At 68.8% G+C, this 14,906-nt stretch carries 13 protein-coding genes; 6 read left to right on the top strand and 7 right to left on the bottom strand.

Features of this window, described 5'->3' with window-relative positions:
* Positions 1-393 precede the first annotated feature (393 nt).
* From istB to QM806_RS24040, 3 genes are all read right to left on the bottom strand, one after another.
* Entirely contained in the window at positions 394-1,167 is a 774-nt protein-coding gene (istB, locus tag QM806_RS24050; RefSeq protein ID WP_029537648.1) for an IS21-like element helper ATPase IstB, read from the bottom strand.
* A complete protein-coding gene (gene istA, locus QM806_RS24045; protein ID WP_283293090.1) occupies positions 1,164-2,663 on the bottom strand; it encodes an IS21 family transposase in 1,500 nt (499 codons plus the stop codon). The genes istB and istA overlap by 4 nt, the downstream gene beginning before the upstream one ends.
* A 777-nt stretch (positions 2,664-3,440) precedes the next feature.
* Positions 3,441-3,839, bottom strand: coding sequence for a RidA family protein (locus QM806_RS24040; RefSeq protein WP_005574254.1), 399 nt, complete (start codon positions 3,837-3,839; stop codon positions 3,441-3,443).
* A gap of 108 nt (positions 3,840-3,947) precedes the next feature.
* Between QM806_RS24040 and QM806_RS24035 the strand changes: the two genes are divergently transcribed.
* Positions 3,948-4,991: an Rv2578c family radical SAM protein gene (locus QM806_RS24035; RefSeq protein WP_005574252.1), complete on the top strand. Its 1,044-nt coding sequence runs from the start codon at positions 3,948-3,950 to the stop codon at positions 4,989-4,991.
* On the opposite strand, the gene QM806_RS24030 is transcribed toward QM806_RS24035, so the two are convergent.
* Positions 4,978-5,400 (bottom strand): PPOX class F420-dependent oxidoreductase, encoded by a 423-nt coding sequence (locus tag QM806_RS24030; RefSeq protein WP_005574251.1) that lies wholly within the window; start codon positions 5,398-5,400, stop codon positions 4,978-4,980. The genes QM806_RS24035 and QM806_RS24030 overlap by 14 nt on opposite strands.
* Positions 5,401-5,525: 125 nt before the next feature.
* Between QM806_RS24030 and QM806_RS24025 the strand changes: the two genes are divergently transcribed.
* The gene (locus QM806_RS24025) at positions 5,526-5,981 is read left to right on the top strand and encodes a hypothetical protein (RefSeq protein ID WP_043793763.1); all 456 of its coding nucleotides are present in this window, start codon (positions 5,526-5,528) and stop codon (positions 5,979-5,981) included.
* 17 nt (positions 5,982-5,998) lie between these two features.
* Here the strand turns inward: QM806_RS24025 and QM806_RS24020 are convergent, their stop codons facing one another.
* The 3 genes from QM806_RS24020 to ypfJ all read right to left on the bottom strand — a co-directional run bounded on the left by QM806_RS24020 (position 5,999) and on the right by ypfJ (position 8,336).
* Positions 5,999-6,715, bottom strand: coding sequence for an SRPBCC family protein (locus tag QM806_RS24020; RefSeq protein ID WP_005574247.1), 717 nt, complete (start codon positions 6,713-6,715; stop codon positions 5,999-6,001).
* A gap of 2 nt (positions 6,716-6,717) precedes the next feature.
* Positions 6,718-7,344: an ArsR/SmtB family transcription factor gene (locus QM806_RS24015; RefSeq protein WP_005262343.1), complete on the bottom strand. Its 627-nt coding sequence runs from the start codon at positions 7,342-7,344 to the stop codon at positions 6,718-6,720.
* A gap of 65 nt (positions 7,345-7,409) precedes the next feature.
* Positions 7,410-8,336, bottom strand: a complete 927-nt coding sequence (ypfJ, locus tag QM806_RS24010; protein ID WP_005574245.1) for a KPN_02809 family neutral zinc metallopeptidase — start codon at positions 8,334-8,336, stop codon at positions 7,410-7,412.
* Positions 8,337-8,479: 143 nt separating this feature from the next.
* Here ypfJ and aspS point away from each other — a divergent pair, with 143 nt between their 5' ends.
* From aspS to QM806_RS23990, 4 genes are all read left to right on the top strand, one after another.
* Positions 8,480-10,288: an aspartate--tRNA ligase gene (gene aspS, locus QM806_RS24005; protein ID WP_005574242.1), complete on the top strand. Its 1,809-nt coding sequence runs from the start codon at positions 8,480-8,482 to the stop codon at positions 10,286-10,288.
* 70 nt (positions 10,289-10,358) lie between these two features.
* Positions 10,359-11,330, top strand: a complete 972-nt coding sequence (locus QM806_RS24000) for a DUF389 domain-containing protein (RefSeq protein ID WP_005574240.1) — start codon at positions 10,359-10,361, stop codon at positions 11,328-11,330.
* Positions 11,330-13,909, top strand: coding sequence for a circularly permuted type 2 ATP-grasp protein (locus QM806_RS23995; protein WP_054247871.1), 2,580 nt, complete (start codon positions 11,330-11,332; stop codon positions 13,907-13,909). Before QM806_RS24000 ends, QM806_RS23995 begins: the two co-directional genes overlap by 1 nt.
* Positions 13,906-14,856, top strand: a complete 951-nt coding sequence (locus QM806_RS23990) for a transglutaminase family protein (RefSeq protein WP_054247870.1) — start codon at positions 13,906-13,908, stop codon at positions 14,854-14,856. The genes QM806_RS23995 and QM806_RS23990 overlap by 4 nt, the downstream gene beginning before the upstream one ends.
* Positions 14,857-14,906: the final 50 nt, after the last annotated feature.

Raw genomic sequence — 14,906 nt, 5'->3', positions numbered from 1 at the left:
ATGCTGGGCCGCAACCGGGTGGGTTGACGCAGAACCGACAACGGTCACCCGGTGCGCCGGGGCCGGGATCCATCGTGCTGACACCTCATTGCGTGGCGACCGAAAGTCCGCACACCGACTGCACATTCCTCACCGGTGTCTGTCGACGACGCGCCCAGACAGTCGTCGATCCACATGCGGGTGGACCGGTGTGACCACGACAGAGGTCAGACTCCCGATGATGGGCTTCCGGGCACCGGGCTGACGGTGTCGCTGTCCCACGTTGTCTTCTGTGTCAACGGACACGAGGAAGTCCGGGCGGGCGGACATGAGATCTCCGGATCTGTGGACGTCAAAATTCCGGATGTGTGGTCGTTGAAGACCGGTGGCGGTCGGTGCCGTTGGTCCGCGTCGTTAGTCGAGTGGGTGCACGCCCTTGCCGGCGAGGGCGTCGGCGAGGCGGTGTGAATCGCCCTTGGTCACGATGACGTGGGCGTGGTGCAGGAGCCGATCGACAGTAGCGGTGGCCAGGGTCTTCGGCATGATCGTGTCGAATCCAGACGGGTGAATGTTCGACGTCACGGCGACCGAGCGGCGCTCGTATGCGGCGTCGACGATGCGGTAGAACGCCTCGGCGGCGTCCTGCCCGGCGGGCAGCATGCCGATGTCATCGACCACCACGAGATCGCAGGAGCAGACCTTCGCCACCGTGCGGGCGACCGACCCGTCGGCCTTCGCCTTGTTCACCGTCTGGGTGAGGGTTTCGAGGGTGAACCACAGCACCCGCAGGTCGGCCTCGATCGCGGCGTGCGCGAGCGCTTCGACGAAATGACTCTTCCCCGTCCCGGACGCTCCGGACACGGCCAGGTTCTCCCGGCGATGCACCCATTCGAGCGTGGTGAGCGCGTTCTGGGTGGCCTCGGGAATCGAGGACTCCTCCGGGCGCCACGACGAGAACGTCTTGCCGGTCGGGAATTTCGCGTTCTTGCGGCGCATCCGCCGGGTGGCGGCGTCCCGGCCGACGACTTCCTCTTGCAGCAGCACCCGCACCACCTCGGCCGGGTCCCAGCGTTGGGCCCGGGCGGTCGCGAGCACGTCGGGGGCGGCCTTGCGCAGATACGGCAGCCGCATGCGGGTGCAGATCTTGGCCAGCTCGTCCGGGAGGGGCGGCGCCGAATTGCTGTTCATGCGCCCACCCGGCCCCATCCGGCGGTGCCGGGTTGCGTGGAGTGGGTTTCGTCGGCCACAACCACAGGTCCGGGCTGTGCGGCGGCGGCAAGGTGGTCGAGGATCGAGGCGAGATCCCCGTCGCCGAACCGGCCCGCCGCCGCGGCCACGGCCAATGCCTGATCGACCCGTCCGGCGTCGAGGACGTGGGCGAATTCGACTGCCCTGGCCATCTTGTACCGGATCCGGACGACCCCTCCGGCGGCGGCCTCGGTCAGCCAGCGGTGTGCGCCCTCGCCGAGGGCGAGGAAGTCGATCTCGGCCGCGGTGCGCGGGCGGGGTTTGGGCAGGCGCAGCACCGATCCGTCGTCGGGGTGATGCGGATAGTGCGCGGCGACGATTCTTGGGTTCCCCGGGGTGGACAGTCGGTGGCGGGCGATCTCCGCGACACCGCCTCCGGTGCGGGCGACGATCACCAATTCGTCGCCGGTGACCCGGCACCACACCTTCGTCCCTTGGTGCCCGTCCGGGGTCGAGTACCGCACGTTGCCCCAGCTGACGGTCTGGTCGAAGCCGACGAGGCGCTCCTCACCGAGGGCAAGCAGATGCGGATCCTCGGGCAGCACGTGCAGCCGGCCGAGTTCGGTGGCCAACCGCTCGGCCGGGGCGGCCCCGACGGCGCGGTGCGGGCGGGCGTTGACCTTCTCGCACCACCGCTCACATGCGTCGACGAGCTCGGCGAAACTCGGGTATTCCTCGAGCAGGTTCGCCTCGGTCGGGACGAGATCGGCCTTCGCGATCTTGACCGTGTGCTCGGCGCCGCCCTTCGATTCCGGGTCGAACGGTTCGCACGTGTGCACGACGCAGCCGTAATGCCTTCCTGCGGAGACGATGTCGGGGTGGCGGACGGGGACGCCGGCGATCCGGTCCATCGTGACGGTTCGGGGATTGTCGGTCAGCAGATACGTCGGTGCCCGACCGATTCGGCGCAGCGTGGTGTCCAGGCAGGCGATCAGCGTCGGGAGCTGCTGGTCCCACGCCGGCACCACGACCCGAAACCTCGACCACGACAACCATGCGCAGAACAGTTGGGTTCGCCGGCCACCGACCCGCGGGCCTTCGCCCCAATCGAACTGCAGCCACATCCCCGGCTCCGGAATCCAGGGCCGATACTTCCGGCGGTGCCCGGCCCGGTAGGTCGCCTTGAGCTCGGCGACCGCGCGGCGGGTGGTGCGGTCGGTGCCGTCGAAGCCCATCGCGGTGAGCTTGTCGTGCACCACGTCCGCCCGGATCCGGCCCTGTGAGGCCTCCACCAGCTCCTCGATCTTCCCGAGGAAGGGGTCGATCGAGCGTGCGCGGCGCGCACGCTCGGCCGGGTCGCGGCCGGCGTCGCGGAGCTCGACATACCGGGCCACCGTCTTCTCGTCGCACCCGACCAGCTGCGCCGCCGAATGCGCACACTGAGTCAGGTCGTAGGCTTCCAAGATCTCCATCACTTCCCTGGCACACTTGGTCATGGGGTTCCTTCGGTCGGTTGGTTTGCGCGGCAAACCAAGCCAACTCGGGCGAAGGAACCCCGCCCGGTATTTACGCCAGCGTGTCAATCAGCTGTTTCGCGGCCGCCGACCCGGAATTCTCGTGTCCCCTGATCCGGAGAAACCGTGTCCGCCCAACCGGAGCGAACTGACCGCCTACAAGGAGTCTGACGTGTCCGTTGGCATTCTGATCGGGAGTTGGCGGGGAGTGCTTCAAGTTCAGGGGCGGAGAGACGGCCTCGACGCAGTCCGCTGACGCACAGAGGCAGGTCGTCATGAGGTCGATGGCGATCGCCACGCACCATGCGTGATCCTCGGGCCACCACAGATGCGCGCTCATTTCGCGAGCGGTGATGCGGCCGGGTTGGTACGTGCCCATTTCTGGACGAATGGCGCGGTACGCGCTGATCGAATGCAACGGCAGTGGATGGGCCTGAGCTGACCCACGTGCCACGGCGACGGAAGACCGCACCTTGCGACTACCTCACACACCAGTCGTCGCGTTCGGGAGATACGGGATCTGCACTGCCCGAAACCCGAGCTCGCTGATGGTGGCCCGTGCTCGGCCCTCGGTGTTACTTCCTTGGGGAAGCCGGTGTTCCTCGAAAGCATCGGGGGCCGCCTGGTGCGAAGCCCCGGGCGGCCCCACCTCCTCGTCCTCGGACCCGCTATGGTGCCGCCCGGTCGGAAGTCGAGACGGTGCTGATCACGCTGTTGCGTGCGGCGTGAGCGCTGGGTGAGGGGCCGCCTCCGAGTGGGTCAGTCGCGGATGACGGCGTCGGCCTCGATCTCGATGAGCAGGCCGGGGGCGATCAACGCGCTGACCTCCAGGATCGTGGTGGCGGGACGGATTTCGCCGAAGACCTCGCCGTGAGCGATGCCGGCCTCTTCCCACCGGCTCATGTCGGTGAGGTACATGCGGGTGCGGATGACATCGGTCGTGCTCGCGCCGGCCTCGGTGAGTGCTGCCTCGATTCGGCGCAGTGCCTCCCGGGTCTGTTCTCCGAGATCGTCTCCACCGACGGGACCGTCGGGGCCTGAGGCTGTGGTGCCTGACACGGACACGAGCTGACCGATCCGCACGGCTCGGGAATAGCCGATCTTGGCTTCCCACTCGGAACCGGACGAGACGTTGTTTCTGTTCGACATGAGCGACATTGTCGCAAGCGCCGATCCGGCGCTCACCAGCGCGGTCGTACTCGACGGTCCGGTCTCCTCGCGGGTCGAAGTCTTGACACCGGTTAGAACAAATGTTCGCATGTACCCATGAGGTGGGATGGGCAAGCGGTCGACGCCGACGACGGTGCATTGCCGGGGCTGGAGCGCGCCGGGCTCGTGCGCAGCGTGCAGACGCCCGAGTTCGACGGCATCACCTTCCACGAGGTGCTCTGCAAGAGCGCGCTGAACAAGATGCCCGAGGAGTCGCAACTGCCTTTCCGCTTCACTGTCAACGCTTTTCGCGGATGCTCACACTCGTGTCGCTACTGCTTCGCACGGCCCACCCACGAATACCTCGACCTCGACGCGGGCCGCGATTTCGACAGTCAGATCGTCGTGAAGACCAACGTCGCGGCGGTGCTGCGCAAGGAACTGGGGCGTAGGTCTTGGAAGCGGGAACACGTCGCTCTCGGCACCAACACCGATCCCTATCAGCGAGCGGAGGGCCGGTACCGTCTGATGCCCGGCATCATTCGGGCGCTGGCCGAATCCGCCACTCCGTTCTCGATACTCACCAAGGGGACGTTGCTGCGGCGCGACCTCCCGCTGCTGACGCTCGCAGCCCAGCAAGTGCCGGTGAGCATCGGCGTGTCGCTGGCGATCCACGATCCCGACCTCCAGAAGTCGATCGAGCCGGGCACACCCTCGCCGAAGGCGCGCCTCGATCTGATCCGGGCGATCACCGACGCCGGACTGCCCTGCAATGTGATGGTGGCCCCCGTCATTCCCTTCCTGACCGATTCGGTACGGCATCTGGACGGTCTACTCGAATCGATCGCCGACGCCGGCGCCTCGGGTGTGACCGTCTTCCCGATGCACCTGCGGGGCAGCACCAAAGGCTGGTTCATGAACTGGCTGTCGACGGAGCATCCCGCGCTCGTCCGTCAATACCGGCAGTTGTACGGGCGGGCGGCCTACGTTCCGCCCGAATACAAGTCGTGGCTGAAGCAGCGAGTCGACCCACTCGTCGACCGGTACGGTCTGGGCGGCGGGGCGAACCATCGGGAGGCCGGGCGCACCGAGGCCGTCGAGTCCGATCGCGGTGAACCGGTCGGTGTCGGTCGTCCCGGACCGGCGCTCACTCTGTTCTGACGTGAACGGTCCGCCTCGGCTCGTACCATTCGGCGCCGGCAGGTTCTCCCGCCATGTTCCAGCTCCACGAGATGGTCGGTGCGATGCGCACGTAGAGACCGGGACCGACCATTCCGTCCCGCTCCACCGGCTGATCGGCCGTGCCGTAGACCCGGATGGATCGCGCGACGAACGGCTCGAACGACACCAGGTCGTCGACGACCAGCGACACCTTGTCGTTCCCGGCCCGGATGTTCCGGAACTTGCGGGTACCGGTGACGGACGGTCCGGAACCTCCCACCCAGAAGTCCGTTCCGTCGAACTCGAACGCGAGGGGAACCACGTCGGGTTGCCCGTCTGCGCCCACGGTGGCGACGCGGGCGATCGGCTGCGACCGCAGGTAGGCGATCTCTTCGTCCGTGAACGACATGGAAACTCCTCGAAGTCAACCGATGTTCCTGCGTCGACACTAGCCAAGCGGACGAGTAACGCTCCCCGCATTCCCGGAGACAAGGGGAGAGGGGTTCGCCCGACGCACAACGACCGAGGAGCGCCATGCCTGTGGGAAATCTGGTTGTCCGATCGGCGGTGGTGGGTTCGCTCGCCGCGGCCGCACTGCTCGGTGCACCGGCCGCCGCCGCGGCGGATACGGCGACCCTGACCCCCACCTACACGATCGGCCACGGTCTGAGCCCTGGCGACATCAGCGTGTGCGGAGGGCGGATCGACGCCCAGGCGTCGTCCGACTACCCGGAGCCGCACGGGCCGAACTACGTTCTGTTGAAGACGTACTTCGTGGGCACCTCCCGGGTCTGCCTGGTCGACGGAACCCTGCACTGGCGCAACCTCGACACCGGCGCCTCCGGAACGAAGCAGTGGGCGTTGAGCGGATGGGACGGTCCGGGCGCACCGACAGCCGTGTACTTCGATCCGGGGCCGGGCCGGGTCGGCATCGAGATCACCACCAGCACCCCGAACATTCCGGGTCGGGGCGAGTTCACCGCGTCCTGAGCGTCGTTGCCGCGGGTTCAGGCGAACACGTTGTCCAGCCAGGACTGCCACGCGTCCTGCGACTTCTCCTGGTCGGCACCCGCGGCGAACAGGTGGTGCGCCGCGTCGACCGTCCCGCCGAACGCGTTCCGGCCGTAGAACCGGTACAGCGCATCGGCGGTCCGGATGCCGATGAAATGCGGCGTCAGGTAGTCGACGACGCCGTCGACGGTGCCGAAACCGGGGACGTCGACGGACACGGTGTCGCCGGTGGTCGAGGTGTCGGTCAGGCCGAGCGCGCCGCGGAGGGTGGCCATTGCGCCGGGACCGGTGGACGTATCCGGGCCGCCGGTCGTGATGTAGGTGGCCGCCCGGCCTGCGAAGTACTGGACGTACTGGCAGAGGCTGTGAAGGTAGAACGTGGTGTGCTTGTCGGCGCCGTCGTACTGCGCGTCCCAGTCGTCGGTGAAGATGCCGCTGTGGACGTAGCGCAGCGCCGCGGTTCCGCCGTCGCGGGCCTCGATGAGGTATTCGAGGGCGTTGAACCAGCCGTCGGGACCTTCCTGGCGCACGGCGAACTTCTGCGGCGGCTCCCACGCGACGACGGTCGGGTCGTCCGGTCCCTCGCTGCCGACGCCGGGATCGAGTTCGGAGGGGAACATCCACCCGCCGGTGCCGCTGGTGACGGCGGCGAACACCTCTTCCGGGGTGGCGTTCAGGACGACCTCGCGGCGAATCTCGAAGTTCTCGGACATGGCTAGCTCTCCTCGTGGCGGTTGTCGGGTGACTTCGCTTGCTCGGACGGTGTTTTCAGGCTGGGGTGCAGTGCGACGACGAGTCGGTGTCTGCGGCCGTTCGGGGCGTTCTCGTCGTGGTATCGGGCCACCAGGTGCTTCACGGACTCGCCGAGTTCGTCGGCGAAGGCGGACCGGTCGGCCGCGGACGCGAACCGGATGTCGCTGTCGATCGCGTAGGTGGCCAGCGGCTGACGCGCCGCCGTGGCACCGGCGATCAGCTCGCCGACCTCACGCACCAGGCGCGCGGCCAGTGCCACCAGCCAGCGGGCCGACAGTTGGTCCGGCGACCGGTCGGGATCGGGGGCGAGGGCGGCGAACGCAGCGGGGGAGATGACGTACGACGCCGCGGTGGCCTGGAAGACCCGTTCGGTGACGTTGCCCTTCTTGCGTTCCTCGACGAGTTCGACGAGGCCGTGCTCCTCGAGCGCCCGCAGGTGGTAGTTGGCCTTCTGTCGCGTCAATCCGACCGTCGCGGCGATGGAACTCGCCGAACCGGGTTCGGCCAGCGCCGCCAGCAGCCGTGCCCGGACCGGGTCCAGGGAGATCTCGGCGGCGCCCGCTTGATCGATCACTGCTACGTCCAACATGCGTCAACTCTCGCACCGACAGTAAATTCTGTCAAGACAAATATAATTGTCGGTGATGCAAGTGGTCAGCGCAGCGCCGGCGGAGTGTTCAGATCGCGTGCCGAATAGGTGTCGCAGGCCTGGACCTGACCCGTCCGGTACCCGGTGGCGAACCACTTCTGGCGCTGCTCCGAGGAGCCGTGCGTCCAGCCCTCCGGATTCACCCGAGCGCCCGCGGACTGCTGGATCCGGTCGTCACCGACCGACGAGGCGGCGGAGAGGGCGTCGTCGATATCGGTGTCGGTGAGGGGGTTCAGGAACGGCGGCCCACCGTCGGGGCCGGGGAGGGTATCGGCGTAGTGGGCCCACACGCCCGCGTAGCAGTCGGCCTGCAACTCGGTTCGCACCGCGGCCGAGTCGGCGCCCCGCGGGTCGGCCTGCGCCCGCCCGATGTCGCCGAGCTGGTTCTGGATGTGATGGCCGAACTCGTGCGCCACGACGTACTCCTGTGCCAGCGGTCCGCCGCTGGACCCGAAGCGGTCGACGAGGAGCTGGAAGAAGCTGGTGTCGAAGTACGCCGTCGAGTCCGCCGGGCAGTAGAACGGTCCGACCTCGCTGGTGGCGTTGCCGCAGCCGGTGTTGACCGAACCGGAGAACAGCACGACCTCCGGCGGCACGTACGCCGTGCCGGTCTGTGGCGCGAGTTCCTGCTGCCACACGGAGTCGAGACTGCCTGCGGTGAACACCACCCGGCAGTTCACGTCGCGGTTGGCGTCCGCGCCGGTCTCGCATCCGGCGAGGCCGGCGCCGGAATTCTGGCCGGCGGAATCGGTGGTGCCGCTGAGGCCGCCGAGCAGCGAGCCGGGATCGCCGCCGAGGAGCAGTGCGAGGACCAGCACGATCAGACCGCCGGCGCCGCCGCCCATCGCGAACTTGCCGCCGAGACCACCGCCGCCCCCGCCCCCGACCGACACCCGGCCGGAGTCCATTCGGGCACCCTCGTTGAAGGTCATGTGTCGTCGCTTTCTCGTGAGTTTTCCGGTGCGTGCCGATCGAGCCTCGCACGTGAAGCGGGTATGCGTTTCCGCTCACGCACGGTGTCTCCGTAGGATCTCAGCCAACGAAGTAGCTTGCCCCATGTTTCGAAAGGAATCCCGTGCTGCGCACACATCTCGCCGGTTCATTGCGAGCCGAGCAGGCCCAGCAGACCGTAACCCTCACCGGTTGGGTTGCCAGGCGTCGTGATCACGGCGGGGTGATCTTCATCGATCTACGTGACGCGTCGGGTGTCTCCCAGGTGGTGTTCCGGGAGGGCGCCGCCGCCGAGCAGGCTCACCGTCTGCGCGCGGAGTACTGCGTCAAGGTGACCGGTGTGGTCGAGGTGCGTCCCGAGGGCAACCAGAACTTCGAGATCCCCACCGGAGCCATCGAGGTCAACGTCACCGATCTCGAGGTCCTCAACGAGAGCGCGCCGCTGCCGTTCCAGCTGGACGATCAGGCCGGTGAGGAAGCGCGCCTGAAGTACCGCTACCTGGACCTGCGCCGTGAGGGACCCGGTCACGCCATCCGGTTGCGGTCCAAGGTCAACGCCGCGGCGCGCGCCGTGCTCGCGCATCACGAGTTCGTCGAGGTCGAGACACCCACGTTGACGCGGTCGACGCCGGAGGGCGCCCGCGACTTCCTGGTTCCCGCGCGACTGCAGCCGGGCAGCTTCTACGCGTTGCCGCAGAGCCCGCAGCTGTTCAAGCAGCTGCTCATGGTCGGTGGCATCGAGCGCTACTACCAGATCGCGCGCTGCTACCGCGACGAGGACTTCCGCGCGGACCGCCAGCCCGAGTTCACTCAGCTCGACATCGAGATGAGCTTCGTCAACCAGGACGACGTCATCCTCCTCGCCGAGGAGGTGCTGTCGTCGCTGTGGAAGCTGGTCGGGCACGAGATCAAGACGCCGATCGCGCGGATGACCTACGCGGAGGCGATGCGACGCTACGGCTCCGACAAGCCGGACCTGCGTTTCGGTGTCGAACTGGTGGAGTGCGCCGAGTTCTTCAAGGACACCACGTTCCGGGTCTTCCAGCAGGAATACGTCGGCGCTGTGGTCATGCCCGGCGGTGCGAGCCAGCCGCGTAAGCAGCTCGACGCCTGGCAGGAATGGGCGAAGCAGCGCGGGGCCAAGGGCCTGGCGTACGTGCTCGTCGGCGAGGACGGCACGCTCGGCGGACCGGTGGCCAAGAACCTCACCGACGCCGAACGCGAGGGGCTCGCCGCGCACGTCGGCGCGAAGCCGGGCGACTGCATCTTCTTCGCCGCCGGCGCCACCAAGTCGTCCCGTGCGCTGCTCGGCGCCGCGCGTGGCGAGATCGCCCGCAAGCAGAACCTCATCGACCCGGACGCGTGGGCGTTCGTGTGGATCGTCGACGCACCGCTGTTCGAGCCGACCGCGGACGCCACCGCGAGCGGCGACGTCGCGCTCGGCTACAGCGCCTGGACGGCGGTGCACCACGCGTTCACCTCGCCCAAGCCGGAGTCTTTCGACACGTTCGACACCGACCCGGGTTCCGCGCTGGCGTACGCCTACGACATCGTCTGCAACGGCAACGAGATCGGTGGCGGCAGTATCCGTATCCACCGCAAGGACATTCAGGAGCGAGTGTTCAAGGTGATGGGCATCTCCCACGAGGAGGCCGAGGAGAAGTTCGGCTTTCTGCTCGACGCGTTCGCGTTCGGCGCCCCGCCGCACGGCGGCATCGCGTTCGGCTGGGACCGCATCACCGCCCTGCTGGCCGGTGTCGACTCGATCCGTGAGGTCATCGCGTTCCCGAAGTCGGGCGGCGGCGTCGATCCCCTGACCAGTGCTCCGGCTCCGATCACCGCGCAGCAGCGCAAGGAGTCCGGGGTGGACGCCAAGCCGGAGCCGAAGGGCGAGGCCGCGGCGGCCAAGCTCGACGCACCCGCAGCCAAGTAGGCGGGCCCGCCGGCGCGATCTGCCGGCGGGACTCGATTGACCGGACGATGCGGAACAGCCGGGGGACACCATGTTGCACCTGCGAGTGATCTGTCCGGCCGAGCGCACCGAGGACGTCCTCGGTGTGCTCGCCGCGGAGCCTGGCGCCACCCACGTGGTGGTGCTGCGCGCCGCCGCGATCGACCCCGCCGGTGACGCGATCCAGACCGACGTGGCCCGCGAGGCCGCGAACGACGTGATCGACGCGCTCGAGGCCCTGGGAATCGACCGCACCGGTGCGATCACGGTGGAGCCCGTCGACACGGTGCTGTCGAAATCCGCACACGACGCGGAGAAGGCGGCTCCGGGTGATCCCGCGGACAGCGTCGTGTGGGAGGAACTGGTCAGCCGGACGCGCGAGGAGTCGACCCTCAACGGCACGTTCCTCGCGTTCCTCACCATCGCCTGCCTGCTGGCCGCGGTGGGGGTGGTGACCGACTCGCCGATCACTGTCGTCGGGGCCATGGTGGTGGGGCCGGAGTTCGGTCCGCTCGCCGCACTCGCCGTCGCGCTGATGAGGCGCAAGCTCGGTCTGGCCCGGCGGTCGCTGATCGCCCTGCTCTTCGGTTTCCCGTTCGCGATGGTGGCGACGCTGGTCGCGACGCTGCTGATGGAGCGGGTCGGCTGGATGGAGTTCGAGAGCATCGAGTCCCTCGACCAGGTCGATTTCATCTACCGGGTCGGACCGCTCTCACTGATCGTCGCGCTCCTCGCCGGCGCGGCCGGCATGCTCGCGCTCGTGTCCGCGAAGTCGGCGGCACTCGTCGGGGTCTTCATCTCGGTCACCACCGTTCCCGCGGCGGGATTCGCCGTCGTCGCGGTCACCGTGGGCGAATGGCGCGTCGCGGCGCTGGCGGCGCTCCAACTCGGCGTCAACATGGTGGGCATCGTGATTGCAGGCGTTCTGGTTCTGGCACTGCGATTGCGCAGCGGCGGCGATCCGCGCCGGCTCCTCGAACAGGCACGGAAAGAGCGCTCGCCGGCACAGAGGCGGAGGGCCTGATGATCGTCTCACCGCACGACGGCGCGGGCTACGACGAACTCTTCGACGACGGCGGCGACGTCCGGGAACCGTGGGCGGAGTTGGCGCAGGACTTCACCGGCGGCGGGCCGGACTCCGTCCGCCGCCTGCAGTCCCGCATCCGGCTTCTCGTCGACAATCACGGGATCACCTACAACCCCCTCGACGGGTCGGACGCCCCGACCGCGCCGCCGCGGTGGGAGATCGACGCGGTCCCGCTGATCGTCGCGGCCGAGGAGTGGGAGCAGCTCGCGGCGGGCTTCGTGCAGCGCTCCCGCCTCCTCGACGCGGTCCTCGCCGATCTGTACGGACCGATGGCGCTCGTCCGGAGCGGCGCCGTGCCGGCCCGCACGGTGTTCGGGCACCCGGGTTACGTCCGTGCGGCGCACGGCATCACGGTGCCGGGCCGCCATCAACTGTTCCTGCACGGACTCGACGTCGGCCGCGGGGCGGACGGCACCTTCCACGCGCTGCGCGACCACACGCAGTCCCCGGCAGGCGCCGGCTACGCGATGGCGGACCGCCGCGTCGTCGCCAGGGCGATGCCCGGCATCTACGAGACGGTGGGCCCGCGCCCGCTGTCCTCGTTCGCCCAGTCGATGCGGCTCGCGGCGATCGATGCCGCCCCCGCGGGCACCGAGGACCCCCTGGTCGTGGTCCTCAGCCCCCGTACCCGGTCCGAGGCGGCATTCGATCAGGCGTATCTCGCGACAGTCCTCGGCTTCCCGCTCGTGGAGAGCGCAGACCTGGTCGTCCGCGACGGCCACGTGTGGATGCGCTCCCTCGGCAATCTGGAACGTGTCGACGTCATCGTCCGGCGGGTGGACGCCGACCTCGCCGACCCGCTCGACCTGCGCCCCGACTCCCGGTCCGGCGTGGTCGGGCTCGTCGAGGTGCTGCGCCGGGGAGCGGTGACCGTCGTCAACCCCCTCGGCAGCGGAATCCTCGAGAACCCGGCCCTCACCCGGCTGCTCCCGGACCTGTGCCGTCGTCTCTTCGACGAGGACCTGCTGCTGCCGTCCGTGCCGAGTTTCTGGGGTGGCGACCGGTCGGAGCTGTCGCACATCCTCGCGAATGCCTCGTCGATGGTGCTGCGTGCGGTGCACGGGGGTTCGCCGATCGTGCCCGCCGAGCTCGGTGACGCCGACCGGGACACCCTGCTGGACCGGGTGCGGGCCGAACCCGAGCGGTGGGTCGGGCAGATCGTGCCGGACCCCTCGTATGCGCCCGCGGCCGACGGATCCGGGGACGTCTTCCTCGCACCGGTCGGGATGCGGCTGTTCGGTGTCGCGCAGCAGGTGGGATTCACTCCGATGGCCGGAGGTCTCGGGACGTCCCTGGTTCCCGGGGCCGAGCGCGGGGACCGGCGCCACGCCGGTGCGAAAGACGTCTGGATCCGGCTGGCCCAGCGCACCGCGTCCACCGATCCGGGGGACGGCGCCGACCGGGACGGGGAAGCCCTGCCCACGTATGCGGCGACGACGTCCGATCTGATGACGTCGCCGCGCGCACTGACCGAACTGTTCTGGATGGGCCGGTTCGCCGAGCGCGCCGAGGGTGCGGCGCGCCTGATGACCGCCGTCGGCGAGAAGTACCGCGACTACCGCCTGCGACCGTGGCTCGCGGGCGGGGGAAGCCTCCCGATCCTGCTGGACACGGTCCTGCGGGTCGCCGACGCCGGGAAACGCCCGGAGGGGCCCGGTCACGGCGCCGACTCCGGCTCGGATCCGGCCGCCGACCAGCGACGGGTGCGCTCGGAATTCCGTTCGCTGACGATCGACCCCGACCGGGACGGGTCGCTCGCGCACGCGGTCCGCGGCGTCGAGCAGGCCGCGCGGGCCGTGCGCGGGCAATTGTCGAACGACATCTGGGCCGTCCTCAGTTCCGTCGAACGCGCGCTCGGACAGGTCGCCGCCGACACGGTCGACGACGGGTCCGTGCTGTTCGAGGCGCAGTCCGCGGTGCTCGGCGGGATGCTCGCCCTGTCGGGAGTCGCTGCGGAATCACTGGTTCGGGACACCGGCTGGCACGTCATGGACATCGGCAAACGGATCGAACGGGCATCCACCCTGATCGCGCTGGTGGAGTCCACGCTGCGACGGAAGACGGATCCGGCGACCGAGCGGGCGGTGATCGAATCGCTTCTCGTCGCCACCGAGAGTTCCGTCGTCTACCGCCGCCGCAATCGGAGCATCCGCCCGGCCGCCGTGGCCGAGTTGCTGCTGTTCGACGTGAAGAACCCGCGGTCGCTGGCGTTCCAGCTCGAGGCGCTCCGTGCGAATCTGGCCGCACTGCCGGACGCCTCGGGTGCGTCGCGTGCGGAGCGGCTCGTCGAGGACATGGTCAATACCGTGCGACGCGTCGACCCCGCTCGACTCGAATCGGTGGACGCGAACGGGTCCCGGAAGGAGCTGGGTGGGCTGACGACCACGATGCGCGCACTGCTGAGCGAACTGTCCGACGTGATGCTGAAAGGTCAGCTGTCGCTGCCGGGCGGCACCCAGCCGCTGTGGGGCAGCGGGACGACGTGGAGCGCCTCGCAGGGAGGGGTTCCCGCATGACCGACGCGTCGCCCCGTACGGACGAGGTAGCGGAACGGCCGGTGCTGCGCCGATACAAGATCACCCACCGCACCACGTACACGTACTCGGGGCCGGTGTCCTCGTCGTACGGCCGGGGTTACCTCCTGCCCCGTGACACCGAGGAACAGCGGTGCGTGAGTTCGATCGTCGACATCTCACCGGTGCCCGCGGACCGCTCCACCGGGTCCGACGTCTACGGCAACCGGGACCTGTACTTCCAGGTGAGCACGCCGCACGAGGAACTGGTCGTGGCGGCCGAGTCCGAGATCGAGGTGTACGGTCCGGACAAGACCAGGCTCGCCGCCGCACCCGCGAACGCGCCGTGGGAGTTGTCCCGCCCCGTGGGAACCGAGGGGGCGATGGCGCAGCAGTTCGTGCTGGACCTCGAACCCCCCGAGATCAGCGATGCGGTCCGCGAGTACGCGGCGCCGAGTTTCCCGCCGGAACGGCCCCTCGTCGACGCGGTGGTCGATCTCACCACTCGCATCCACCGCGACTTCCAGTACAAGTCGGGCTCGACGTCGATCTCCACGCGTGTCGCGGAGGTGCTGGAGAAGCGGTCGGGGGTGTGCCAGGACTTCGCCCGGCTCGCCATCGCCTGCCTGCGGTCGCGCGGACTCGCGGCCCGGTACGTGTCCGGTTATCTGGCGACGCAGCCGCCGCCCGGCAAGGAACGGATGATCGGCGTCGACGCGACCCACGCCTGGGCGGCCGTGTGGATGCCGGGGGACCGGTGGCTCGCCTTCGACCCCACCAACGACCAGCTGGTCGACGAGCGGTACACCGTGGTCGCGTGGGGTCGGGACTACGCTGACGTGCCGCCGCTGCGGGGTGTCATATACACAGAGGCACGAAACAGCACCATTGCGGTGTCGGTTGACGTGGCGCCGATCGAAGTGCTCGCGCCGGATCAGCCGAAATGCTGAAATTCATCCGGGCTTCCGGTGGAGGACTCGATGATCCGTGTCACTAGCAG

It is taken from the genome of Rhodococcus sp. IEGM 1351 (assembly GCF_030056875.1).
Lineage (GTDB): Bacteria > Actinomycetota > Actinomycetes > Mycobacteriales > Mycobacteriaceae > Rhodococcus_F > Rhodococcus_F opacus.
This window is presented reverse-complemented; position numbering and strand designations above follow the sequence as displayed.